The organism is Salinicoccus sp. ID82-1, assembly GCF_021991715.1.
In the GTDB taxonomy this organism is placed as follows: Bacteria; Bacillota; Bacilli; order Staphylococcales; family Salinicoccaceae; genus Salinicoccus; species Salinicoccus cyprini.
The window spans coordinates 267,334-289,664 of record NZ_JAGFLY010000003.1 but is presented as its reverse complement, the minus strand read 5'-3'; the positions used below and the strand labels follow the sequence as shown (position 1 = coordinate 289,664).

Sequence of the window (22,331 nt, the reverse complement as noted above, 5' to 3'; positions counted from 1 at the left end):
CCTCACTTTCCTAGATCCCGCCTTGATTTTTCTAAATTATTCAAAAAAGGAATCCAATTATGCTAAACTGTATGTAATAAAAGAGGGTGGTGTCCACATGGGTGTTTTTGAATTTTTGATTGCAACTGTCCCGGTAGTGCTTTTCTTTTCTGTTCCGCTCTATGCCATCAATCTCCGCCATAAGCAGAAGTCGCAAAAGCTGGATATAATGAAAATACAGGAAGAGAAGGAATTGGAGCAGCTTAGACAGGAAAACTTCATTATCGAGAATAAGCAGATGCAGCTGGAGCTCGATCGGATGAAGGAGGAACGGGAAAGACAGCGTCTTGAGGACGGCAGGGACTCGCGCTGGCTGATCCAGGATACTGAAGACAGGATGGCAGACAAAAAACCCTCGTAACTTCAAGTTACGAGGGTTTCAGTTCAATTATGCTTTTCTGCCGCCACCGAGTGCCTTCATGATGAATGAAACAATCAGTATCAGAATGATTGCGCCAATCAGGCCACCGATGATGCTTACGCCGCCGACTTCAGGACCGAAGCTCAGTCCGAGTGCATTTGCAATTGCAGCACCGACAAGTCCAGCAATAATGTTTCCGATAATACCGAATGGTACGTCTTTACCTAGAATAAGTCCGGCGAGCCAACCAATGATGCCGCCTACGATTAATGTAATAATCCAACCCATGGGTAATTCCTCCTTGTGTGTTCGTTTGTCTGTTTTAGTAAGTTAATAAAACATCGTTCTAGTAGAATGAATACCCATGGATTTGAAGTGTTAAACAACTTATGGCATTTTTTTCATCTGGGATTGTTCCTTTTTGTATCTCTGCATGATGAAGAGGAAGAGGATGAGTGCGATTGTCACACTGACTGCGCTGGTGAAGTAGATGGTGCTGTAGCCGAATGCTTCGGCGACGAAACCATAGCTGATGGCCCCGAGGCCGACACCGAGATCGAAAGCAGAAAAGAATGTGGCATTGGCCATGCCGCGCCTGTTGTTTTCAACACGGTTGACGGCCCACGCCTGAAGCGCGGGCTGGACACAGCCGAATCCGAAGCCATAGAGTGCTGCTGCAATGAACAGGTATGCCGGGCTCGGCAGGAACCCGAGCATGAGCATGGCGGCGATGATGGACAGGGAACCCGGAACGAATACGATGGCGATGCCTTTTTTGTCATACAGTCTTCCGGCAAGCAGGCGTGACAGCATCAGGAATGCCGCGTAAATGACGAAGTAGAACTGGATATAGGTGGAGTCGAATCCCTGCTGGTACGTGTAGACGGGCAGGAATGTCGCAATGCCGCCGAATGTGACAGTGATGAAGAAAAGCAGGGAAGCAGCCGGCAATGCGCGCATCTCGACAATGTCGAACCGTGGTACGTAGGTGCTCTTGTTTCTGACAGGCGCTTCCGTATCCGGCTTCTGGTAATTGATATTGGCGGCCAGTATGAGTGCGACGGCACCGAGTATGCCGCATAGTGAGAAAAGCATGGTGAATGAAATGTGATTCACGAGAAACAGTCCGAGTGCGGGTCCGAAAGCGAGTGCGATATTGGCGCTCAGGCCGTAGTAGCCGAGCCCCTCACCGCGCCGTTTCTTCGGTACGAGGTCGGTTGCAATCGTACCTGAAGACGTACTTGAAAGTCCCCATCCGACCCCTTGCATGATTCTGACCATCAGCAGCATGAATATGGTGAAACTCGCAGCAAGCGAAAACATGGAGATGACGAAGATGACCAGACCTGTCAGGAATATCGGTGCCCGGCCCTTCGTGTCGAGCAGTTTGCCTGCGCTCGGTCTGATGAGCAGGGCAGAGAATGTGAAGATGCCGACGACAATTCCGATCCAGCGGTCGCTTGCTCCGATCTCCTGTACAAAGAGCGGCAGTGTGGGCAGGGTCATCTGGAAGGCGGTGAATATGAAGAAGTTGACAATGACGATAAGAATAAAGTCCTTGGTCCATATTTTCTGATTTTGATCCGACATGTAATTTCAACCTTCTTACTATTTTTGTTTTTGTACTCGATAAATTTATTTCGATTTCCGAAAAAGTGATCATAATCATTCTACAGTACTGAAATATTTTTTTCATCCGCCATATAGCGTATATTTTGATTTTCTTTAATAAATTGCAATGTGGTAATATGGTGGAATGTGGATATAGGCGGGATGGGGCAGTCGGCCTGCATCATCAGTTGCAGTACCATCGGTGATTTCCCGGTCATTTTATATTATAATGGATACCAGCAAGCGGCCGGGTCTGATACCGGACGCATTCCATGAGATCATTTTCCTTATGCAGCAAGGGAATGATGCATGAGATCAAATGATCAGCAGCCTGAAGAACAGGCTGGGATAGATCTGAATATTTCGAGGTGAATGCATGCTAACTCTTTTTTTAATAATACTGCTGGTCGCGATTGTCATGTTCACGCACTTTGTAGTGAGCTATCTCATCGAGAATGATGTCAAGATTGTCGGTGTGCTCTTCGCTTTTGTCGGTGTCATCGCCGCCATTGTCATCGTCCAGTTCATCATCAGCGGCATTACCGACTTTGCCGCACAGGAACTGTCCATTTTCTACAATGAGAATTAGGAGAAATTTTTAGGAGGAACAAGTCATGATTTTTGCCAATGGAGACTGCCATATCACGTATCAGCAGCAGGAGCCGCTCAGTCCTGCAAGGCGTGAGGATCTGGAACAGTCTTTTAAAGATAGCAGCCATGTCTATCTGCTGGATATGGTCGCAACCGGAAACACACTCACCTTCTACTACTCCCCCATCAGGGTGATGGAGGAACACAACACCATTGAACCTGGTGATGTCGTCATAGAGGAAGTCAGAGAATTTCTCACAGGAATGGAGTTTTCAGTATGAGTCTAATCATTCAGGAAAGCGGCCTGCTGACAATTCTGCAGACGCTCGATCGCGAGGATTCAGCCAAAGGCAATGAATACAATGGTGCATGCGACCGCCTGGCGCACCAGCTGGCCAACCAGCTTGTCGGCAACGATCCTGATCAGCCGACCATTGAAATGACAGTGCGTCCCGGGGTCATCAAATTTACGGAACCGACCATCGCGGCATTCTCCGGCGCGGAATTCAAGGCGAAGTCCGGAAACCGCAGCATCTATGTGAATAGAATCTACCTGTTCGACCGTGGAGACGAGCTTGTCTTCAGCGAATCCACGAGAGGGAACAGAGTCTATCTGGCCGTTGCAGGCGGCATCAAGGTCGAAGGGTCGAACATACTTGCATCAGGTGATGAAGTTGTCATGTGCAGAAACTATACTGCACAGCATGATGAGCTGTTCAACATGCTGAAACAGCAGCATGAAGTGAGCTGGGGCGTGGATACATATGCCCTCGTTGAAGTCTATCTGTCGGATACGTACCATCTGGTCAAACGTCCCGACATACCGGATGCCGTCTACGCATCAATTGAAGCCGAGGAATATACGGTAAGAAATGAAAAATACCGGGTGGCCCTGTATCTCGAAGGTGACGAGATCGAAACATCGGACACTGGGATTGAACATCCCGGGATCAAAGGTGGCGTCTACATTGCAGACGGGCAGCCTGTACTTGCATTGAACGACTTCAATGCATATACGACTGCACCTCAAGTCGGCACCATCCCGTCCTATCATATGCATAAGCTTGTCCAGAAGCGTCCAGGTTCGAAGATCCGCTTCAAATGTGTCGAGGCGGATGATGCACACGCCAATCTGTATGCGCATCATCTATGGAAGAAGAGTCTGTTCAAGGCCATCGACTATAAACTGTCGAAGGAACTGATCAAGGAGAAAATGTAATACTTTCTGTTCCGGGGCCTGCCCCGGAATTTTTATTTTTTCATCTTAAAAGTTTAGTGTCTGCAACAAATCTGCAGGAAAATACGGTATAATGATATATCAGAAATAGAGGAATGATAGTGACGACTAGTGAACGGTGGGATTGGTTTCGATATGGAAAAAATTCTAAAACAGTATTTCGGATTTGAAAATTTCAGACCTAAGCAGAAGGAAATTATAGAATCGGTTTTAAAAGGCCATAATACGCTCGGTGTCCTGCCGACAGGATCAGGCAAGTCGCTCTGTTTCCAGGTGCCCGGGCTGAAACTGGAGGGTCTGACGCTGGTGATCTCCCCATTGATTTCCCTGATGCGGGATCAGGTGGGCACGTTGAACGCGCAGAATATCCCTGCCGCCTATTTGAATTCGACATTGAAGAAGAAGGAAATCGACACTGTCATGGCAAACCTGGAAGCAGGGCAGTACCAGTTCCTGTATGTGGCACCGGAGCGCTTCAACAATGATGATTTCAATGAGCTGATCAAGCGGCTTGATGTGTCACTGATTGCATTTGATGAAGCGCACTGCATTTCAAAATGGGGCCATGACTTCAGACCGAGCTATCAGAATATCATTCCCGTACTGAAAAGACTCGTACCGGATGCTGTTACAGTCGGATTGACGGCAACAGCGACTGAAGAGGTCCAGAAGAACATCCAGGAGCTTCTGATGATCGAGCAGCCGCATGTATTCACAACGAGTGTGGCACGGGAGAATCTGCACCTGAGCGTCGATCCCACCTATCAGCGTGAACAGTTCATAGAGTCGTATATCAGAAGCCACCCTGGATCACCGGGTATCGTCTATGCGGCAACACGTGCCGAGGTGGAGAAGATATCGCTTCATCTTGAAGAACACGGTATCCAGAATGTCATCTACCATGGCGGTCTCGGCAAAGAGGAGAGGAACCTCAATCAGAGGCTCTTCACTACAGGGGAAGTGGGCATCGCTGTTGCGACCAATGCTTTCGGAATGGGGATAGACAAGCCGGATATCCGCTTCATCATCCACCATAACCTGCCTGGTGACCTGGAGAGCTACTACCAGGAGATCGGACGTGCCGGCCGGGATGGGAAAGTGAGTGAATGCATCCTGCTGTCCAGTCCGCGGGATGTCAATCTGCACCAGTTCTTCATCGACCGTTCAAATTCCACAGAGCAGTACAAGGATCATATGCGTGCCAAGCTCGATCGCATGATCCAGTACAATCGTACAACCAAATGTCTGAGCAGTTTCATTACAAAATATTTTGATGCAGATGAGTATGTGGTCGAATGCCGGGAGTGTTCGAACTGCCTGAGTGAAAGCCGTACCTACGACATGACGATAGAGGCGAAGCTCGTACTGGATCTGGTGGCACAGAGCGAGATGCCTGTGACCAAGGAGCAGGCGATCCAGATACTCCGCGGGGAAGCGGCTGAAAATGTGCTGGCTTTCCAGCTCGATACACTGGGTGCGTTCGGCACCATGGAGAACTATCTGACGAGCGAAATCAACCATATCATCGAAGAGCTCATCTACAGGGGCTATGTGCATCTGAAGGCGGACCAGCTCCATATTGTGGAGAGGAGTCGGGAAGTACTGGGGGATGAAGCGACACTATATACAGTACCTTTCAGAAAGTACTTCAACGAGAAGGTCGACATCAGCACGGCCAGTTCGCCGAATGAGATACTGTATGAAAAGCTTGCGGATACAAGATGCCGGCTGGCCAGGAAGCATGGTATCCAGGAAGAGAATATCTTCACCGATAATATACTCAGGGAATTCGCCAAGAAAGTGCCCGAGACGAAACAGGATATGGTCCATATACAAGGTGTCGGCAACTATAAGCTCAAGCACTACTGCCCATACTTCCTCGAGACCATCACTGAATACAAGAAGCAGATGGCGGGGACAGAATAGAATAAGCCGGCCCATGGCCGGCTTATATTGGTGCTTATGGGGTGCTATCGTGCTTTCGGGGCCTGTTCCTCATGAACATGTAGAAGCCTGCCGAGAAGATGATGACATAACCGAGAATGGACAGCATATCCGGAATTTCGTTGAAGAAGACGATGCTGAAGATTGCCGAATACAGTATTGTGGAATAGAAGAATATGGAGATCTCCTTCGCTGGTGCATAGCTGTATGCAATGGTCAGGCCGAACTGTCCGAATGCCGCAAACAGTCCCGCCAGGACAAGCAGCCAGAACTGTGTCATGGTCATCGGCTCGAACTGCCAGATGAAGAATGGCAGAAGCACCACTGATGAGAAGAAGGAGAAATAGAATACCACTGTATAGAACTTCTCGCGGCTGCCGAGCACTCTTAGGACAGTGTAGGCCCCTGCAGCAAACAGTGCACCCAGCACGCCCACGAGAGCGTAGAGCGTGTCGCTCGAGAATGATGGCTTGATGATGAATATGGCACCGATGAAAGCGATGATGATTGCAATCATCTGGTACTTCCTTATGTACTCCTTCAGAAAGATGGCACAGAGGATGATGGTGAAGAAAGGGCTCAGCTTGTTGAGGATGTCCGCGTCACTCAGCACCATCCTGTCGATGGCGAAGAAATTGAGCAGGACACCCGCAACGCCGAATGCAGAACGCAGCATCAGAAGTCCCTGATTCTCTTTGCGACCAAAAAGCTTGGCTCTGTAGTACAATGCAAAAGAGAGGGAGACGAGCATTGCGACAAAGTTTCTGAAGAATGCCTTCTGGACCGTCGGCAGATCGCCGCTGTACTTTACAAGCAGTGCCATCAGGCTGAAGCCGAGGGAAGATATGAGAAGCGCGATGATGCCTTTTAAAGTATTATTCATGTGAAGGACTCTCCAGATTCATAATTAATTTCCAATTTATATTTTATTTCAGAGTTATATCGGGACATAATTTTAAAGAAAAAAATCAAAACAATTTTTGATACAGTATAACATACATATGGTGCGGATTCGGGTATATTTAAGTGACATTATTCCCAATGAAATGTCTATTTATGCCATTGATAATTATGGATGGTTATGGCATCATTGAACAAGTAAATCATATATGTTGTGTGTAAAATTTTCATAAGGCACAACATATTGTGTTTAATTCCCTGGGCAAAGGTGTAAAGAAAATAAGGTGGACTATATGATTGTCGGACGCAGGTTCGATTATTTTATTTTGCCAGAGTAAGGATAAAGGGGGGATGGCATGCTGATCGCATTCTATTCCATGACAGGAAATGTCAGGCGTTTTATCACGAATTCCGGAGTGGCCGAACAACATGATACTTATGAAATCCGGGCCGGGAACTGCCGGGAGCGCATAGAGGAGCCGTTCATACTTGTCACAGGCACCTATGGTTTTGGTGGTGTACCGGATGAGGTGAAGTCATTCCTCGAGGTGAATCACGGATCCATGCTTGCGGTCGCCTCAAGCGGCAACCGGAACTGGGGACAGAATTTTGCACGTGCAGGGGAACATATCAGCAACGACTATGGAGTACCATTGCTGATGAAGTTTGAGCTCCATGGGAATCAAAAAGACAGAGAAGAATTCATTGAAAAGGCAGGGGCTGTACATGAAAGTATTGGACGAGAAAAAATACAATCATATTGAATTGAACAACGAAGTGACGAAGCGCGATGATACGGGTTTCTATCAGCTGCATAAGGACCAGGAGGCACTGGCAGTATTCATGGAGGAGATCCAGGATAAGACGATCCATTTCGACACTGAACTTGAACGTCTTCATTACCTGGTGGATAACGACTTCTACTACAATCTGTTTGAGGAATATTCCGAAGCGGATGTCATGGAAATTTCGGACTATGCCGAAAGCATCCCTTTCCAGTTCAAAAGCTATATGGCTGCGAGCAAGTTCTTCAAAGACTACACATTGAAGACCAATGACAAGAAACAGTATCTTGAAGACTACAAGCAGCATGTCGTCATTGTCAGTCTCTATCTTGCGAGAGGGAACAAGGCGCAGGCGAAGCGTTTCGTCATCTCCATGATCGAACAGCGTTATCAGCCGGCAACACCGACATTCCTCAATGCAGGACGCGCAAGACGCGGGGAGATGGTTTCATGTTTCCTGCTCGAAGTGGATGATAGTCTGAACTCCATCAACTACATCGACTCTACAGCGAAGCAGCTCTCCAAAATCGGGGGTGGCGTCGCCATCAACCTGTCCAAACTCCGTGCACGTGGGGAAGCGATCAAAGGCATCGAAGGCGTTGCCAAAGGTGTACTCCCGGTAGCAAAAGCACTTGAAGGCGGATTCGGTTATGCCGATCAGCTGGGTCAGAGGCCTGGCGCTGGTGCAGTCTATCTGAACATCTTCCACTACGACCTGCCTGAGTTCCTGGATACGAAGAAAGTGAACGCAGATGAGGATCTTCGTCTTGCGACCATTTCGACCGGACTTGTTGTCCCGTCCAAATTCTTCGATCTGGCAAAAAACAATGATCCTTTCTATCTTTTTGCGCCACATACGGTTGAACGTGAGTATGGCCAGCCGCTCGATGATATGAATCTGGATGAGATGTACGATGAACTGGTAGCGAATGATAAAGTCAAAAAGCGCAGAATGGATGCGCGTGAGATGCTGAACACGATTGCCCAGACACAGCTGCAATCTGGATATCCATATATCATGTTCAAGGACAATGCCAATAAGGTCCACCCACTGAAGGATATCGGACAGATCAAGATCAGCAACCTGTGTACTGAAATTTTCCAACTTCAGGAAACATCCACAATCAACGACTATGGTACGGATGATGTCATCCGTCGTGACATCTCCTGCAATCTTGGTTCACTGAATATCGCCAATGTCATGGACTCCGGAAAAGTACGCGAATCCGTACATGATGGCATCGAGGCCCTGACTGTTGTCAGTGACTCCACAGCGATTGCCAACGCACCAGGTGTCAAAAAGGCGAACGATGAGCTGCATTCCGTCGGTCTCGGTGCAATGAACCTCCACGGCTACCTTGCCAAGAACAAGATCAGCTATGAATCCGAAGAGGCGAGAGACTTTGCCAACGTATTCTTCATGCTGCTCAATTTCTACTCTCTTGAGAAATCGATGATGATTGCCAAAGAGCGTGGCAGAACGTTCCAGGATTTCGATCGCTCCGACTATGCAACAGGCAAATATTTCGAACGCTACATCAATGAAGCGGTGGAACCGAAATCCGACAAGGTCGCAGCACTGTTTGCCGACATCCACGTGCCGACGCGCCAGGACTGGAAGGCCCTCTCTGAAGAGGTCATGGAATATGGGCTGTTCCACGCATATCGTCTGGCGATTGCACCGACGCAGAGCATCTCCTACGTACAGAATGCAACAAGCTCCGTCATGCCGATTGTGGACTCCATCGAGCGCAGAACATACGGAAACTCGGAAACGTTCTATCCGATGCCGTTCCTGTCTCCGGAGACAATGTGGTTCTATAAGAGTGCATTCAATACCGATCAGATGAAGATCATCGACATGATCGCAACAATACAGCAGCATATAGACCAGGGCATCAGCACCATTCTTTATGTGAATTCCGACATCTCTACAAGAGAACTCGCTAAACTATATATATACGCTCACCACAAAGGGCTGAAATCCCTCTACTATACAAGGAACAAACTGCTCAGCGTCGAAGAATGCACAAGCTGTTCCGTATAATCAATCGAGCGAAGACAAAGGAGTCATGACATGATTGCAGTAAACTGGAATAAAGAGGACGATATGACGAACGTCTTTTGGCGTCAGAACATCTCACAGATGTGGGTGGAATCGGAATTCAAGGTTTCAAAAGACCTTGGTTCATGGTCCAGCCTGACAGAAGACGAGAAGGAAACTTTCAAGAAAGTATTGGCAGGACTGACCGGGCTCGACACCCATCAGGCGGATGACGGCATGCCACTCATCATGCTCCATACAAAGGACCTGCGCAAGAAGGCGGTCTATTCCTTCATGGGCATGATGGAGCAGATCCATGCGAAATCCTATTCTCACATCTTCTCGACACTCCTGTCATCCAGGGAGACCAACGAACTTCTGGATGAATGGGTCATTGAAAATGAACACCTCAAATATAAATCCGATAAGATTGTACAGTACTATCATAAACTGTTCGGCAGAGAGGCCTCCGTCTATGATCAGTATATGGCACGTGTTGCCAGCGTATTTCTCGAGTCTTTCCTATTCTATTCCGGATTCTATTATCCGCTTTATCTTGCCGGTCAGGGCAGGATGACGACAAGTGGTGAGGTCATCAGAAAGATTCTTCTCGATGAATCCATCCACGGTGTATTCACGGGTCTCGATGCACAGTCACTGAGAGCAGAACTGTCTGCTGAAGAGCAGGCACGTGCCGACATGGAGATGTATGAACTCATGAAGGCGCTCTATGCCAATGAGGAATCCTATACGAAGTCCCTGTATGACAACCTCGGTCTGACGGAAGACGTACTCAACTATGTCCAGTACAATGCTAACAAAGCATTGGCAAACCTTGGCTTCGATCCCTACTTCGAAGAAAAGTCATTCAACCCGATCATCGAGAATGCACTGGATACGACAACGAAGAACCACGACTTCTTCAGTGTCAAAGGTGATGGCTATGTCATTGCACTCAATGTCGAGCCGATTCAGGATGAAGACTTCATCTTTGATGAAGTAAAATAGAAGCATTACTCTCCAGGTCCATTTTGGGCCTGGTTTTTTTATGGGCGTGCAGATCCAGGCAATTGTCTTGACAATTCATATGAATGGAATATGATTGAGGTAGAGTTTTTCAACTGAATACAATCATTCTTTCGGGGCAGGGTGGAATTCCCAACCGGCGGTAGGCCTTATGGCGAGCCCGCGACCTGCATCATTCTTTGATGGTGTGGCTGATCCAGTCAAAATTCTGGAGCCGACAGTGAGAGTCTGGATGGGAGAAAGAATTGCAGAACATACGATATGGATAGGTCTGTCCGATTTATCCACAACAGTAGGTTTTATTCAGCATTGCCTGACAATGCTTATTTCTGCATATATTTTTAAGCGCCGATGGATAACAATTCATCGGCGTTTTTTATATTCAGGAGGGAAAAACTTGAATCGATATATGAATATGGCGTTCGAAATGGCCCGCATGACCGTGGGCCAGACAGGAAAGAATCCTGCAGTCGGCGCCGTTATAGTCAAAGCAGGAAAAGTGATCGGAATGGGCGCGCATCTCGGCTACGGCAAGCCGCATGCAGAGCGGCAGGCACTCGCAAGCTGCAACGAAAGTCCGCAAGGTGCGGATATCTATGTCACTTTGGAGCCATGCTCCCATTATGGCAAGACACCGCCATGCACAGAAGCGATCATCGAAGCAGGAATCAGCAGAGTCTTCTATGCGTCAAAGGATCTCAATCCGAAAGTGAGCGGCCACAAGGTACTGCTGGATGCAGGTGTGCAAGTTGCGCACACACCGGATACAGCCATCGACCGGTTCTACGCACCTTTCTTCAGACATCTCGAGTCGGGCCGGCCGAATGTAACATTGAAGTGCGCCGTCAGCCTGGATGGCAAGCTTGCACTGGATGATGGCACAAGCACATGGATCACCGGTGAGGCGGCACGCACTGACGTCCACTATGAGCGGCATCTGCACGATGCCATTCTGGTCGGCGGCGGCACCCTCATGCATGATGATCCGAAACTGACAGCGAGAATTGAAGGTGGCGGAGATTCACCGGTGCCCGTCATACTGCTCGGGCGCGAAAAGCTTTCTGACGGACAGAAGATTCTCGATCATCCGAAACGGCCGATCATCTACACGGCGAATGAAGCAAATTTGAAATATGATGAAACCTGCGATGTCAGGGTCGGGGAATGGACACTCGATGCCATACTCGCCGACCTCTATGCCGAAGGCATCTCCTCTCTATTTGTAGAAGGTGGCGCCACGGTGCTGACATCGTTCATAAAGCAGCAGTTGTACGACCGGATATTGTTATACGTTGCCCCGAAAATATTCGGTGAATCGAGGCATGCACTATACAAGGAACAGATCTCCTCCATGGAGGAGATTGTCCAGCTTGAATTGATTGATGTTGAAAAGCTCGGGTCGGATCTTAAATTAACTTATGGAAAGGCTTGAGCACCATGTTTACAGGTATTATTGAGCAGATAGGAAAAGTGAAGGAAGTACAGGATACAGGAGAACATACGATATTCGAAATCACTACAGGTGCATTTGATGACCTGAAACTCGGAGACTCGGTCAGCGTAAACGGTACGTGTCTGACGGTGACCAGACTCACGGATGATGCATTTACAGTGGAGATGGTCAACGAGACGAAGCGGGTGACGAGCCTTGATCAGGTCGTCACCGGCATGTCCGTCAACCTGGAGCGTGCTCTGACGCTGAATACGCGTCTTGGTGGACATATCGTATCAGGCCATGTGGACGGCACAGGGGAGATTGTAGAAGTGCATAACGACGGCAGTGCAGTTGTCATGCATATTGCGTGCCCCCGGTCGCTTATGAAGTATATGGTACACAAAGGGTCGGTGACGATCGACGGCATCAGCCTGACATTGTTCGACATAAGTGTGGAGAATTCGGAGATCATCCTCAACCTGATTCCAGAGACGCAGGAGCGGACGACGCTCGCAGGCAAAACGGTTCATGACCGGGTCAATATCGAAGCGGATATGCTGATCAAGCACGTGGATCACCTGCTCGGCTTCTCCGGTTCAATGAAAGGCAATTCAATTGCGGAAATGGGTGAGCGGCATGTTTGATACGATCGAATCTGCTGTAGAAGATCTGAAGCAGGGCAAACTGATCATTGTAGTCGACGATGAGAACCGCGAAAATGAAGGTGACCTGGTCGGTATTGCAGAATACATCAGTGCCAGGGAAGTGAATTTCATGGCCACCCATGGACGGGGGCTGATCTGTACGCCGGTAACAGCTGAAATCGCGGAAAGGGCTGGACTCAACCAGATGGTGAACAACAACAGTGATCCGCATGGTACCGCCTTTACGACGTCCATCGACCACGTCTCGACCACAACCGGAATCAGTGCCCACGAGCGCCATGCGACAATGCAGGCACTGACTGCGAAGGACATCGGCCCCGAAGGCTTCAACGCACCGGGCCATGTATTCCCGCTGCTGTCCAGAAAGGGCGGCGTCATCGAGCGCATGGGCCATACTGAGGCGGCGACAGATCTGGCACGCCTTGCCGGCGCCGCACCGGTCGGTGTAATATGCGAAATCATGAATGACGACGGGACGATGGCCCGACTCGATGATCTGGTGGATTATAAGCAGGTGCACGGTCTTAAGATGATTACGATAGAAGACCTCAAGGATCATATGAAAAAGCATTCCGGCGTCACGCTCGAGAGCACCATCCAGCTTCCGACGGACTATGGCAGATTCAAAATGTATGGATTTGTCGACAATGATACCGGCAAGGAGCATCTTGCGCTCGTGCATGGTGAACTGAAACAGAATGCCATAGTCAGAATCCACTCCGAGTGCCTGACCGGTGATGTATTCCACAGCCAGCGCTGCGACTGCGGCGAGCAGCTCGATCGGGCGATGCATATCATCAATGAACAGGGTGGTGTCATCCTCTATATGCGGCAGGAGGGCCGGGGCATCGGTCTGATGAACAAGCTCAAGGCGTATGAACTGATCGAGCAGGGATATGATACTGTGAGCGCGAATGAACACCTCGGTTTCGATGCCGACCTCAGAAAATATGATGTAGCAGCAGAAATGCTGCACCAGCTCGGGCTCAGTGAAGTGACACTTCTGAGCAACAACCCGAGAAAGATCAAAGGTCTGGAAGAGGAAGGCATCAAGGTGAACCGCCAGAGCCATATCATCAAGGCCAACGTCAGCAACAAGGATTATTTGAAAACGAAAAAAGACAAACTCGGACATATGCTCTAGGAGGAAAAAACATGAATAGAATAGATACGAAAATGATCGGCACAGATCTTAAAATTGCGATTGTTGCAGGCAGGTTCAACGACTTCATCACATCCCAGCTTGTTTCAGGCGCGGAAGGTGCGCTCGTCAGCCATGATGTGAATACAGACGATATCGACCTCGTCTATGTCCCAGGTGCTTTTGAAATTCCACTGGCTGCGAAAACACTGGCCGAATCCGGCAACTACGACGCGGTCGTTGCGCTCGGATGTGTCATCCGCGGCAGTACGACGCATTACGATTATGTCTGCAACGAAGCGGCAAAAGGCATTTCCCAGGCTGGACTCCAGACAGGCCTGCCGGTCATGTTCGGCATCATTACAACCGAGAACATCGAACAGGCGATAGAACGTGCCGGAACAAAAGCAGGAAACAAGGGTGCGGAAACAGCACTTGGCGCCATAGAGATGGCCAATCTCATGAAGAAGATACGCTAGAATGAAAGAGCCGATCTAAATCGGCTTTTTATTTTGCCATGGATTTGCCATAATTACTTCAAACAACCTTCAATAAAAGAAAATTCAGCAGTGGATCATTCATGCTATGATTCTAGGTATGAGAGAAAAAGGGAGAGGATTATGTGAAGTTGAAACGACTACTGCCTGCTGCCATTCTGGCCATGGGCATCATGGCAGGCTGCGGTAATGAAGAGGCGCCTGCGGAAATGAACCATGACCATGCAAGCGAAGATGAAGTGCGGTCACTGGAAGTCGATCTTGAAGTGCCTGAAACGGCTGGAACAGGAGAAACGCTTGAATTTACAGCCCACGTCCACTCGAACGGTGAAGATGTACAGGACGCAGACAGTGTCATGTTCGAAGTGCTCGAAGGTGAGGAGAGCCTTGAAATGATCGAAGCGGAACATGATGAGAATGGCAACTACACAATCGAGCATACATTTGATGAAGCAGGCACGTATACAGTCATCTCCCATGTAGACGCATTCCAGCTCCATACGATGCCACAGAAGGAGATTACTGTGGAATAGCTGTGTTTTTCCTTCCGGATGCTGATTATTGTAATGAAGCCCTTTAGGGTTTACAATATGTATAGAAACTGGAAGCATAAATCAGGAGGAAAACATGAATTTGCAGGATAAAACTTATATTGTATCGAATGCTGTGACAGCGCTAGGAAAGGAACTCTCCATGCATCTGGCACAGCGGGGTGCAAACGTCATTCTGGCAGGTACTGAGCATGTGGAACTGGACAACCTCCTGGAGGCTATCCAAGGCAGTTCGGAGGGGAACCATAAGGTGGTTCTTCTGGAGCAGTCGAAGGAAATCGACTGGCTGGCTACTGTAGAAGAAATCGAGCAGGATTATAGTACATTGAACGGCATCATTCTCGTGCACACCATATTTACAGAGAACCGTTCCGTCTATGATGTCTCTTTTGATGAATTCAATACGGTGATGTATGAGCATGTATGGGGAACCTACCTCGGAATCCGTACACTGAGGCCATTACTTGAGGATGGCGGGAATGCCAAGATCATCAACGTGATCGGTCCATCATTCGAGGATGTATTTGAAAGAAACCTGTACTATACCGTCACAGGTGCAATCGAGGCATTGACACATTCCACTGCTGGTGAGCTGAGGAAGGAAGATGTGGATGTCTATGCATTGAGCTATCGTCCGCCATTCGGCGACGACGAGTCTCCGGAACGTACAAATCTGCAGGCGATCAATAAAGTCATGGCGATTCTTACAGGATCGGAAGATATCCCGAACGGAAACACCATAATCATCAGCTGATATTCAGCGGTATGCCACTCAAATTCAAATTGAGTGGTTTTTTGCTTTCTTCTCCTTGTTTCCCTTGAAAATATCATCTTTAAGTGTATAATTGTGGATATGATTATCGATGATAATCATTATCAATTAGGGTGGATTAATATGATACATAAACTTTTCAGATTGGACATCATGATTATATTATTGATTGTGTTATCCATCATTTCCATGTTTGTAGGGGTTGTCGATCTCGCTCCAGGAGATCTTTTCGACCTGGATGATAATCAGAAGAACATCATTCTGGATAGCCGGCTCCCAAGAACCATCGCCATCATCATTGCGGGGGCCTCTTTGAGTGTATGTGGACTGATCATGCAGCAGCTGACCCGCAACAAATTCGTTTCGCCTACAACGGCCGGGACAATGGACTGGGCTCGGCTCGGCATATTGATCGCACTGATGTTCTTCCCGACAGCAAGTCTTCTCGTGAAGCTGCTTTTTGCATCTGCATTGAGTCTTGCAGGTACGATTTTGTTCATGCAGATCATCCAGCGCGTCCAGTTCAAGGATGTTGTTTTTGTCCCGCTGATCGGACTCATGCTCGGCAATGTCGTCTCAAGTGTTGCCACCTTTCTCAGCCTGAGGACAAACTCGATCCAATCCTTGTCCAGCTGGCTGCAGGGAGACTTCTCGATAATCATATCCGGACGGTACGAAGTACTATACATAAGCGTTCCATTCCTGATTATCGGTCTGATCTATGCCAATCAGTTTACAATTGCCGGCATGGGGGAGGACTTCTCAAAAAACCTCGGGCTCAACTATAGACGGGTAATCAATATTGGTCTGCTTATCACTGCAGTAATTACAGCACTCGTTGTTGTTACTGTAGGCATGCTGCCTTTCCTCGGGCTTATTATTCCGAATATTATCTCAATATTCCGGGGAGACCACCTGAAGAACACCATTCTTCTGACTGCAGTACTGGGTGCAGTTTTTGTCATGATCTGCGACATTCTTGGCCGTCTGATCATATTCCCCTACGAAATATCCATAGGGTTGATGATCGGCGTCATAGGAAGCTTCATCTTCCTGATCATGATATTCAGGAGGGTGAAATCAAATGCTTGATAGAAAGAATAACCGTCTGCTGATAGTACTCTCAATACTTACGCTCGTCATCGGTGGATGCTATATCCTCTACCAGTTGAATTTCGACATACTGTTCTATCAGCTTCCTTCGCGTCTGAATCGGGTCGTAACGATGATCATCGTCGGTACAGCAATTGCCATCTCGACGGTAATCTTCCAGACAATCACCAGGAACCGCATACTGACACCATCCATCATGGGGCTCGATTCGGTATACCTGTTCATCCAGACAGTCATCGTATTCATCGGTGGGGCACAGTCCATACTGCTGATGAATGATTTCGTCAACTATATTGCAAGCATGCTTATACTTGTCCTGTTCACTGTGCTGGTCTTCAGGTATCTGTTCAAGTTTACCGGCAGCCATGTATTTCTTCTGCTGCTTATCGGAATCATCCTTGGAACATTTTTCAGCAGCCTGTCATCATTCATGCAGATGCTCATAAATCCGGATGACTTCCTCATCCTGCAGAGCTCGATGTTTGCATCTTTCAACGCAATCAATGAGTCGCTGATCTGGATCACCGGAGGGGTTGTACTGCTCATGCTGGTCATTGTACTGAAAGACTTCCATTCCTTGGATGTCATCGCACTCGGCAGGGATCACGCAGTGAATCTGGGCGTGAACTACGACAGGAAGATTTCGCAACTGCTGCTCATCATTGCAGTACTCGTGTCGGTAGCCACCGCCCTTGTCGGTCCAATCATGTTTCTTGGTCTTCTCGTTGTCAATCTGGCACATGAAATGTTCAGGACGTTCAAGCACCGCTACCTGCTTATCGGCAGTACACTGATTGCAGTCATTACACTTCTGCTCGGACAGATGCTGACACAGTACGTGTTCAAACAGGCGGTTGAAATCAGTGTCATCATCAATCTCGCAGGTGGCATATACTTCATCATACTAATGCTTAAGGAGAGTCGAAGATGATCGATCTTAAAGGGATTTCAAAAATCTACGGACAAAAGAAAGTGGTCAATGATGTTTCCGTCTCAATTGCCAAAGGTAAAGTTACTTCCTTCATCGGACCGAACGGTGCCGGTAAAAGTACGCTGCTGTCCATGGTGACACGGCTTCTCGACCAGGACAGCGGAGATGTGCTGCTCGAAGGCGAGAACATACTGCAGTCGCCGAGTGACAAGCTGGCAAAGAAGATCGCGATTTTGAAGCAGTCAAACAACCTTGATCTGAAAATAACAGTACGTGAACTGATCAGCTTCGGCCGCTTTCCATATACGAAGGGCAGACTCAATGACAAGGACCATGAAATCATCAATGAAGCCATCCGCTACATGGAGCTTGAAGATTTCGAGGACCGCTACATCGATGAGCTGTCCGGCGGTCAGAGGCAGCGCGTCTACATCGCCATGACAATCGCCCAGGATACGGAATACATCTTTTTGGACGAGCCGCTCAACAACCTCGACATGAAACACTCCGTCCAGATCATGCAGATTTTGAGAAGGCTTGTAAGGGAGCGCAATAAGACCATCATCATCGTCATTCATGACATCAACTTTGCATCCTGCTACTCAGATAATATCGTCGCGATGAAGGATGGCGAAGTCGTCATCAGCGGTAAGAAGGACGATGTCATACAGAAGCAGATCCTTGAAGATATATACGAGATGGATATCAATATCGAATGCATCTATGGCCAGCAGATCTGTGTCTATTTTGATGAACATAAGGACGCTTCCGTGGACGACTTCATCGAAGACCAGGTCCATCTCAGGGTGTAGTGCATCCCGGTGTACACTAAAGGAGGTGATGGGGACTTATCGGATATATGAATGTTTTTAGTGGGGGCTGAAAACACACTTTGGAAAGAGGAATGCAAAATGAAGAAACTATACTTATTGATTACTGTAATGATGATTATGATACTTGCAGCATGCAGCAGCACGGAAGAAACTTCCGAAGACACCGCAGCAGGCGCTGAAGAAAAAGAGACAGTGGCTGTAGAGAACAACTTCGCCATCTCAGGCGAATCGGCAGACGGAGAGGAAACAAGCGAGGAAGTATCAGAAACTGTGGAAGTTCCGGTAAATCCTGAAAAAGTGGCCGTATTCGACTATGGTGCGCTTTCTACGATCCACGCATTGGGAGAGGCGGAAAGTGTCGTTGGTCTTCCTAAAGGAGACGGGGGCAGCACACTGCCTGAACAGCTTGAGGAGTATAAGGGTGATGCATATGCAAATCTCGGCAGTCTGAAAGATCCGGATTTCGAAAAAATTGCAGAACTGCAACCTGAAATCATCATGATTTCAGGACGTCAGGCAAATTCCACAATCATCAGTGAGTTTGAAAAAGCAGCCCCGGATGCGCAGGTTCTCTATGTCGCACCTTCAACGGACAACTATTTTGAAGAAGTCAGACATTATACCCAGATGCTCGGCAAGATCTACAACAAGTCGGATGAAGCCGAAGCACTGATAGCAGATCTCGACAGTAAAATCGAGGAAGTGAAGCAGAAAGCTGCCGATTTTGACGAAACACTGCTATTTGTCATGGCAAATGAAGGTGAACTTTCAGCCCACGGACCAGGCGGACGCTACGGTTATCTCTATGATGAGCTTGGCTTCGCACCGGTAGATGAAGAAATTTCAACGACAAGACACGGACAGGCCATCAGCTATGAATATATCAATGATAGGAACCCAGGCATCATCCTCGCTCTGGACAGAGGCAGCGCAATCGGCGGACAGTCCGCTTCCAGCAGCGTGCTCGACAACGATGTACTCCAGGATGTGGATGCAATCAAGAACGACAGAGTCGTCGATCTGGATGCCAAACTCTGGTACCTTGCTTCAGGTGGCGTCGTGACGACAGTCGGTCAGCTTGAAGAGATCGAACAGGCACTTGAGCAGTAGACGGATATTAAAAGGCCCATCACAGTGATGGGCCTTTTTCCTATGCTGTCTAGATATGGTTTCCGGAGTTCCTGTACAATGGATCGCCGATGATTCTGACTTCACGGTTGAGCTCTACACCAAACTGACGATTTACAGTATTCTGTACGTGTTCAATCAGCGCTTCGTAGTCGCCTGCAGTCCCATGGTCGACATTGACCATGAACCCGGCATGTTTCCTTGAGACTTCGACACCGCCGATGCGATATCCCTGCAGTCCCGCTTCCTGGATGAGCTTGCCGGCGAAGTTTCCAGGTGGTCTCTGGAAGACACTGCCGCACGAAGGGAATTCCAATGGCTGTTTTGTTTCCCTGCGTTCCGTGAGGTCGGCCATACTGCTTTCAATATCGGCAATATCGCCCGGTTCAAGCTCGAATTTCGCTTCGACCACCACGTAGCCATTCTCCTGGACGATGCTTTTGCGATAGTCCAGCCCAAGATCTGCATTGCTCAATACGATCTTCTTTCCGGTTTCATCCAGGACGGTGACTTCAAGAAGGCAATCCTTGATCTCTCCACCGTAGGCACCGGCATTCATATACACAGCACCGCCGACACTTCCGGGTATGCCGCACGCAAACTCCAGACCGGACAGCGAAAGGTCCCGGGCGTAGTTCGAAACGTCTATGATGGCACGACCGCTGCCTGCAGTGATTATATTGTCCGACTCCGACAGGTCATCCAGTTCAAGCAGGTTCAGTACGATGCCACGGATTCCGCCATCACGAATGATGATGTTCGATCCATTACCGAGATATGTCACCGGTATATCGTTTTCATGGCTATACTCGAGGACACGGGAAGCATCTTCGATATCATGGACGGTAATGTGGATATCGGCAGGCCCGCCGGTACGCGTGTATGTATATTTTTTCAATGGTTCATAAAGTTTGATTTCAGAATGGTCCAGCAGAGCTTTCAGGTCTCGTTCAATTTGAGTATGGTTCACTATAATGTTTCCTTTCAGAAGAAAATGCTTAATACTATTATAAGGGAATGGGGGGCCGTTGCCAATCGAAGTTATGTCCGTTGTGAGGATTTAGGATGTATGCTATATTTTGTTTAGCAACCCGTGCACCGTGTCTGACTATACTACAGTGAAAGTGTGACTTTCTTTGCACAGAAAAATATTGATGAATGGTGTCCTTGTGCTGATGTTCGCGATGCTTGGTGCCGGTTGCGGCCCAGGTCTAAAAGAGAACTTCGAGGACTATATGACCAGCATGGAAGACGTTCATGCGCTGGATACTGAATACGAAAATAAAATGGGCCAGCTGGATATCGACGGTCTGCCAGAGGAGCTTTCTCCGAGAAATACGGACATCGATCTTGAAAAACTTACGGCAATCAGCGAAGCGCTGGACCAGGAGATCATGCCGGTGATCGAACAGATGAATGATAAGGTCGGGAATATAGAAGTCACGAATGACCAGCTTGCTGATCTGCATGATACTTATACTGAAAGTCTGGAAGTGAAGCAGAATTTCGTCCAAGGGCTGAATGACTATGTCGAGACATACGCATTGTCCGTCAGGTCGAATGAAGAACTCATACAGCTGAGTCAGGACTTTATGGAAAATCAGGAAGAACGGGATGAAGTGATCGATTCGGCCGGAAGCGGTGAGGAGGCTGAAGAAATCGATACGATCATCTCGCAGATCAATGAAAATAGTGCGGAGCTGGAAGCAGAATCTGAAATTCTTCAGCTGGATGAATCACAGGTCACCAAGATGGAGCACATAGAAAATGTGCTGCTGCCGCTGATCGATGGCCATATCCAGACGTTCAACCAGATGAACCTCGAAACCGACAGTGCTGTCCGTGTACGCAGTCTGACGCTCGAGATGTACTATGGGTTCAGAAAATACTACCAGGAACGCAAAAGTTCCATGGAGTACAACAATCGACTCCAGGAACTGCAGCTTCAGAATATACTGCCGCTCAGGGAAACCTATGAGCAGCTGGACGAGGACTATAATGCCCAGGTAGAAGAAATAGAGAGCGAACTGTAGGTTCGCTCTCTATTTTTCTTTGCGTTCTTTGGACTGTCCAGGATGCATCGGGTGGTTCGGGTCCTTCTGGATCTTTGATATGAAGATATTTCTGAGAATTACAGTAGTAATCCAGAAAGCAAATACAGCAAGAAGGATAAAAGATACTGCCCTGTTATTTTCAAAGTCGAGCATGAACAGCAGGACGACAATCAGCAGAGCTGCATTGATCGTATCCAGAAATGTCCATCTCTTAAGTGATCGATTATTCATGTCATGCCTCCAATCCATGTCATTATATCATAATGTAGAACGCGATTTGCTAAAATGAAAAATAAATGATAAGTTATTAACAGTTTAATGAGAAGGTGATGAAATGCTGACGAAAACAACATCGATTGAATCATTTCAAAAGTTGTTGCAAACGAATAAAGATTTCTTTTTTATGAAACATAGTAGTACATGTCCGATATCGGCCACTGCCTTCGAAGAATTTCAGAAGTTCCATTATGAAAGGGATATGGATGGCTATTACCTGGTCGTTCAGGACCATCGCAAGCTGTCAAACTATATTGCTGAGCATTTCGATGTCAGACATGAATCTCCACAGGCTTTCTACTTCGAGGATGGAAACCTCAAGTGGAACGACTCCCATCAGAATATTACACTCAGTAATCTTTCATCAGTTGAGGATTAGAGCCAGGGTTGCCAAGCG

At 47.9% G+C, this 22,331-nt stretch carries 25 protein-coding genes and 1 riboswitch; of the genes, 20 read left to right on the top strand and 5 right to left on the bottom strand.

Annotation, left to right across the window (positions count from 1 at the left end):
- Positions 1 to 97 precede the first annotated feature (97 nt).
- Positions 98 to 400, top strand: a complete 303-nt coding sequence (locus tag J4760_RS09255; RefSeq protein WP_145290606.1) for a hypothetical protein — start codon at positions 98 to 100, stop codon at positions 398 to 400.
- Between the two features lie 27 nt (positions 401 to 427).
- Here J4760_RS09255 and J4760_RS09250 read toward each other — a convergent pair whose 3' ends face one another.
- Both J4760_RS09250 and J4760_RS09245 read right to left on the bottom strand, forming a co-directional pair.
- A complete protein-coding gene (locus J4760_RS09250; RefSeq protein WP_237605503.1) occupies positions 428 to 688 on the bottom strand; it encodes a GlsB/YeaQ/YmgE family stress response membrane protein in 261 nt (86 codons plus the stop codon).
- A 99-nt stretch (positions 689 to 787) separates the two neighbouring features.
- Positions 788 to 1,990 carry an MFS transporter gene (locus J4760_RS09245; protein ID WP_237605502.1) on the bottom strand — a complete coding sequence of 401 codons (1,203 nt, stop codon included), beginning with the start codon at positions 1,988 to 1,990 and terminating at the stop codon, positions 788 to 790.
- A gap of 397 nt (positions 1,991 to 2,387) precedes the next feature.
- On the opposite strand from J4760_RS09245, the gene J4760_RS09240 reads away from it, so the two are divergent.
- From J4760_RS09240 to recQ, 4 genes are all read left to right on the top strand, one after another.
- Positions 2,388 to 2,600 carry a hypothetical protein gene (locus J4760_RS09240; protein WP_145290615.1) on the top strand — a complete coding sequence of 71 codons (213 nt, stop codon included), beginning with the start codon at positions 2,388 to 2,390 and terminating at the stop codon, positions 2,598 to 2,600.
- 25 nt (positions 2,601 to 2,625) lie between these two features.
- Positions 2,626 to 2,883, top strand: a complete 258-nt coding sequence (locus J4760_RS09235) for a hypothetical protein (RefSeq protein WP_237605501.1) — start codon at positions 2,626 to 2,628, stop codon at positions 2,881 to 2,883.
- A complete protein-coding gene (locus J4760_RS09230) occupies positions 2,880 to 3,821 on the top strand; it encodes a 5-oxoprolinase subunit C family protein (protein WP_237605500.1) in 942 nt (313 codons plus the stop codon). Before J4760_RS09235 ends, J4760_RS09230 begins: the two co-directional genes overlap by 4 nt.
- 153 nt (positions 3,822 to 3,974) lie before the next feature.
- Positions 3,975 to 5,765 carry a DNA helicase RecQ gene (gene recQ / locus J4760_RS09225; protein WP_237605499.1) on the top strand — a complete coding sequence of 597 codons (1,791 nt, stop codon included), beginning with the start codon at positions 3,975 to 3,977 and terminating at the stop codon, positions 5,763 to 5,765.
- A gap of 34 nt (positions 5,766 to 5,799) precedes the next feature.
- Here the strand turns inward: recQ and J4760_RS09220 are convergent, their stop codons facing one another.
- Positions 5,800 to 6,666, bottom strand: coding sequence for a DMT family transporter (locus J4760_RS09220; protein WP_145290626.1), 867 nt, complete (start codon positions 6,664 to 6,666; stop codon positions 5,800 to 5,802).
- Positions 6,667 to 7,039: 373 nt separating this feature from the next.
- Between J4760_RS09220 and nrdI the strand changes: the two genes are divergently transcribed.
- The 13 genes from nrdI to J4760_RS09155 all read left to right on the top strand — a co-directional run bounded on the left by nrdI (position 7,040) and on the right by J4760_RS09155 (position 19,586).
- Positions 7,040 to 7,447 carry a class Ib ribonucleoside-diphosphate reductase assembly flavoprotein NrdI gene (gene nrdI / locus J4760_RS09215; protein ID WP_145290629.1) on the top strand — a complete coding sequence of 136 codons (408 nt, stop codon included), beginning with the start codon at positions 7,040 to 7,042 and terminating at the stop codon, positions 7,445 to 7,447.
- Positions 7,410 to 9,515, top strand: a complete 2,106-nt coding sequence (nrdE, locus tag J4760_RS09210) for a class 1b ribonucleoside-diphosphate reductase subunit alpha (RefSeq protein WP_237605498.1) — start codon at positions 7,410 to 7,412, stop codon at positions 9,513 to 9,515. Before nrdI ends, nrdE begins: the two co-directional genes overlap by 38 nt.
- Before the next feature lie 30 nt (positions 9,516 to 9,545).
- Positions 9,546 to 10,520 (top strand): class 1b ribonucleoside-diphosphate reductase subunit beta, encoded by a 975-nt coding sequence (gene nrdF / locus J4760_RS09205; RefSeq protein WP_145290636.1) that lies wholly within the window; start codon positions 9,546 to 9,548, stop codon positions 10,518 to 10,520.
- A 123-nt stretch (positions 10,521 to 10,643) separates the two neighbouring features.
- A riboswitch (FMN riboswitch) is annotated at positions 10,644 to 10,786 on the top strand.
- Between the two features lie 149 nt (positions 10,787 to 10,935).
- Positions 10,936 to 11,970 (top strand): bifunctional diaminohydroxyphosphoribosylaminopyrimidine deaminase/5-amino-6-(5-phosphoribosylamino)uracil reductase RibD, encoded by a 1,035-nt coding sequence (gene ribD, locus J4760_RS09200; protein WP_237605497.1) that lies wholly within the window; start codon positions 10,936 to 10,938, stop codon positions 11,968 to 11,970.
- A gap of 5 nt (positions 11,971 to 11,975) precedes the next feature.
- Positions 11,976 to 12,617: a riboflavin synthase gene (locus J4760_RS09195; RefSeq protein ID WP_237605496.1), complete on the top strand. Its 642-nt coding sequence runs from the start codon at positions 11,976 to 11,978 to the stop codon at positions 12,615 to 12,617.
- Positions 12,610 to 13,782, top strand: coding sequence for a GTP cyclohydrolase II (ribA, locus tag J4760_RS09190; RefSeq protein ID WP_237605495.1), 1,173 nt, complete (start codon positions 12,610 to 12,612; stop codon positions 13,780 to 13,782). Before J4760_RS09195 ends, ribA begins: the two co-directional genes overlap by 8 nt.
- 11 nt (positions 13,783 to 13,793) lie before the next feature.
- Positions 13,794 to 14,258, top strand: a complete 465-nt coding sequence (ribH, locus tag J4760_RS09185) for a 6,7-dimethyl-8-ribityllumazine synthase (protein WP_145290644.1) — start codon at positions 13,794 to 13,796, stop codon at positions 14,256 to 14,258.
- A 143-nt stretch (positions 14,259 to 14,401) separates the two neighbouring features.
- A complete protein-coding gene (locus tag J4760_RS09180; RefSeq protein ID WP_237605494.1) occupies positions 14,402 to 14,809 on the top strand; it encodes a FixH family protein in 408 nt (135 codons plus the stop codon).
- Between the two features lie 94 nt (positions 14,810 to 14,903).
- The gene (locus tag J4760_RS09175; RefSeq protein WP_145290646.1) at positions 14,904 to 15,581 is read left to right on the top strand and encodes an SDR family NAD(P)-dependent oxidoreductase; all 678 of its coding nucleotides are present in this window, start codon (positions 14,904 to 14,906) and stop codon (positions 15,579 to 15,581) included.
- 141 nt (positions 15,582 to 15,722) lie between these two features.
- Complete coding sequence (locus J4760_RS09170; protein ID WP_145290649.1) at positions 15,723 to 16,691, top strand: ABC transporter permease; 969 nt, start codon at positions 15,723 to 15,725, stop codon at positions 16,689 to 16,691.
- The gene (locus tag J4760_RS09165; RefSeq protein WP_145290653.1) at positions 16,684 to 17,643 is read left to right on the top strand and encodes an iron chelate uptake ABC transporter family permease subunit; all 960 of its coding nucleotides are present in this window, start codon (positions 16,684 to 16,686) and stop codon (positions 17,641 to 17,643) included. The genes J4760_RS09170 and J4760_RS09165 overlap by 8 nt, the downstream gene beginning before the upstream one ends.
- Positions 17,640 to 18,455 carry an iron ABC transporter ATP-binding protein gene (locus tag J4760_RS09160; protein WP_145290654.1) on the top strand — a complete coding sequence of 272 codons (816 nt, stop codon included), beginning with the start codon at positions 17,640 to 17,642 and terminating at the stop codon, positions 18,453 to 18,455. Before J4760_RS09165 ends, J4760_RS09160 begins: the two co-directional genes overlap by 4 nt.
- Positions 18,456 to 18,554: 99 nt before the next feature.
- A complete protein-coding gene (locus J4760_RS09155; RefSeq protein WP_145290657.1) occupies positions 18,555 to 19,586 on the top strand; it encodes a siderophore ABC transporter substrate-binding protein in 1,032 nt (343 codons plus the stop codon).
- Positions 19,587 to 19,635: 49 nt separating this feature from the next.
- On the opposite strand, the gene murB is transcribed toward J4760_RS09155, so the two are convergent.
- Positions 19,636 to 20,577 carry a UDP-N-acetylmuramate dehydrogenase gene (gene murB / locus J4760_RS09150; protein ID WP_370637561.1) on the bottom strand — a complete coding sequence of 314 codons (942 nt, stop codon included), beginning with the start codon at positions 20,575 to 20,577 and terminating at the stop codon, positions 19,636 to 19,638.
- A gap of 163 nt (positions 20,578 to 20,740) precedes the next feature.
- On the opposite strand from murB, the gene J4760_RS09145 reads away from it, so the two are divergent.
- The gene (locus tag J4760_RS09145; protein ID WP_237605493.1) at positions 20,741 to 21,637 is read left to right on the top strand and encodes an EMYY motif lipoprotein; all 897 of its coding nucleotides are present in this window, start codon (positions 20,741 to 20,743) and stop codon (positions 21,635 to 21,637) included.
- A gap of 9 nt (positions 21,638 to 21,646) precedes the next feature.
- On the opposite strand, the gene J4760_RS09140 is transcribed toward J4760_RS09145, so the two are convergent.
- On the bottom strand, positions 21,647 to 21,889 hold the full coding sequence (locus tag J4760_RS09140; protein ID WP_145290664.1) for a hypothetical protein: 243 nt from the start codon (positions 21,887 to 21,889) through the stop codon (positions 21,647 to 21,649).
- Between the two features lie 103 nt (positions 21,890 to 21,992).
- Between J4760_RS09140 and ytxJ the strand changes: the two genes are divergently transcribed.
- Positions 21,993 to 22,313, top strand: coding sequence for a bacillithiol system redox-active protein YtxJ (gene ytxJ / locus J4760_RS09135; RefSeq protein WP_237605492.1), 321 nt, complete (start codon positions 21,993 to 21,995; stop codon positions 22,311 to 22,313).
- The last annotated feature ends 18 nt before the right edge of the window (positions 22,314 to 22,331 follow it).

Coding starts and splice junctions, on each gene's coding strand:
- J4760_RS09255 (WP_145290606.1), top strand. CDS start 98: ATGGGTGTTTTTGAATTTTTGATTGCAACTGTCCCGGTAGTGCTTTTC.
- J4760_RS09250 (WP_237605503.1), bottom strand. CDS start 688: ATGGGTTGGATTATTACATTAATCGTAGGCGGCATCATTGGTTGGCTC.
- J4760_RS09245 (WP_237605502.1), bottom strand. CDS start 1,990: ATGTCGGATCAAAATCAGAAAATATGGACCAAGGACTTTATTCTTATC.
- J4760_RS09240 (WP_145290615.1), top strand. CDS start 2,388: ATGCTAACTCTTTTTTTAATAATACTGCTGGTCGCGATTGTCATGTTC.
- J4760_RS09235 (WP_237605501.1), top strand. CDS start 2,626: ATGATTTTTGCCAATGGAGACTGCCATATCACGTATCAGCAGCAGGAG.
- J4760_RS09230 (WP_237605500.1), top strand. CDS start 2,880: ATGAGTCTAATCATTCAGGAAAGCGGCCTGCTGACAATTCTGCAGACG.
- recQ (WP_237605499.1), top strand. CDS start 3,975: ATGGAAAAAATTCTAAAACAGTATTTCGGATTTGAAAATTTCAGACCT.
- J4760_RS09220 (WP_145290626.1), bottom strand. CDS start 6,666: ATGAATAATACTTTAAAAGGCATCATCGCGCTTCTCATATCTTCCCTC.
- nrdI (WP_145290629.1), top strand. CDS start 7,040: ATGCTGATCGCATTCTATTCCATGACAGGAAATGTCAGGCGTTTTATC.
- nrdE (WP_237605498.1), top strand. CDS start 7,410: ATGAAAGTATTGGACGAGAAAAAATACAATCATATTGAATTGAACAAC.
- nrdF (WP_145290636.1), top strand. CDS start 9,546: ATGATTGCAGTAAACTGGAATAAAGAGGACGATATGACGAACGTCTTT.
- J4760_RS09195 (WP_237605496.1), top strand. CDS start 11,976: ATGTTTACAGGTATTATTGAGCAGATAGGAAAAGTGAAGGAAGTACAG.
- ribA (WP_237605495.1), top strand. CDS start 12,610: ATGTTTGATACGATCGAATCTGCTGTAGAAGATCTGAAGCAGGGCAAA.
- ribH (WP_145290644.1), top strand. CDS start 13,794: ATGAATAGAATAGATACGAAAATGATCGGCACAGATCTTAAAATTGCG.
- J4760_RS09175 (WP_145290646.1), top strand. CDS start 14,904: ATGAATTTGCAGGATAAAACTTATATTGTATCGAATGCTGTGACAGCG.
- J4760_RS09170 (WP_145290649.1), top strand. CDS start 15,723: ATGATACATAAACTTTTCAGATTGGACATCATGATTATATTATTGATT.
- J4760_RS09165 (WP_145290653.1), top strand. CDS start 16,684: ATGCTTGATAGAAAGAATAACCGTCTGCTGATAGTACTCTCAATACTT.
- J4760_RS09160 (WP_145290654.1), top strand. CDS start 17,640: ATGATCGATCTTAAAGGGATTTCAAAAATCTACGGACAAAAGAAAGTG.
- J4760_RS09155 (WP_145290657.1), top strand. CDS start 18,555: ATGAAGAAACTATACTTATTGATTACTGTAATGATGATTATGATACTT.
- J4760_RS09140 (WP_145290664.1), bottom strand. CDS start 21,889: ATGAATAATCGATCACTTAAGAGATGGACATTTCTGGATACGATCAAT.
- ytxJ (WP_237605492.1), top strand. CDS start 21,993: ATGCTGACGAAAACAACATCGATTGAATCATTTCAAAAGTTGTTGCAA.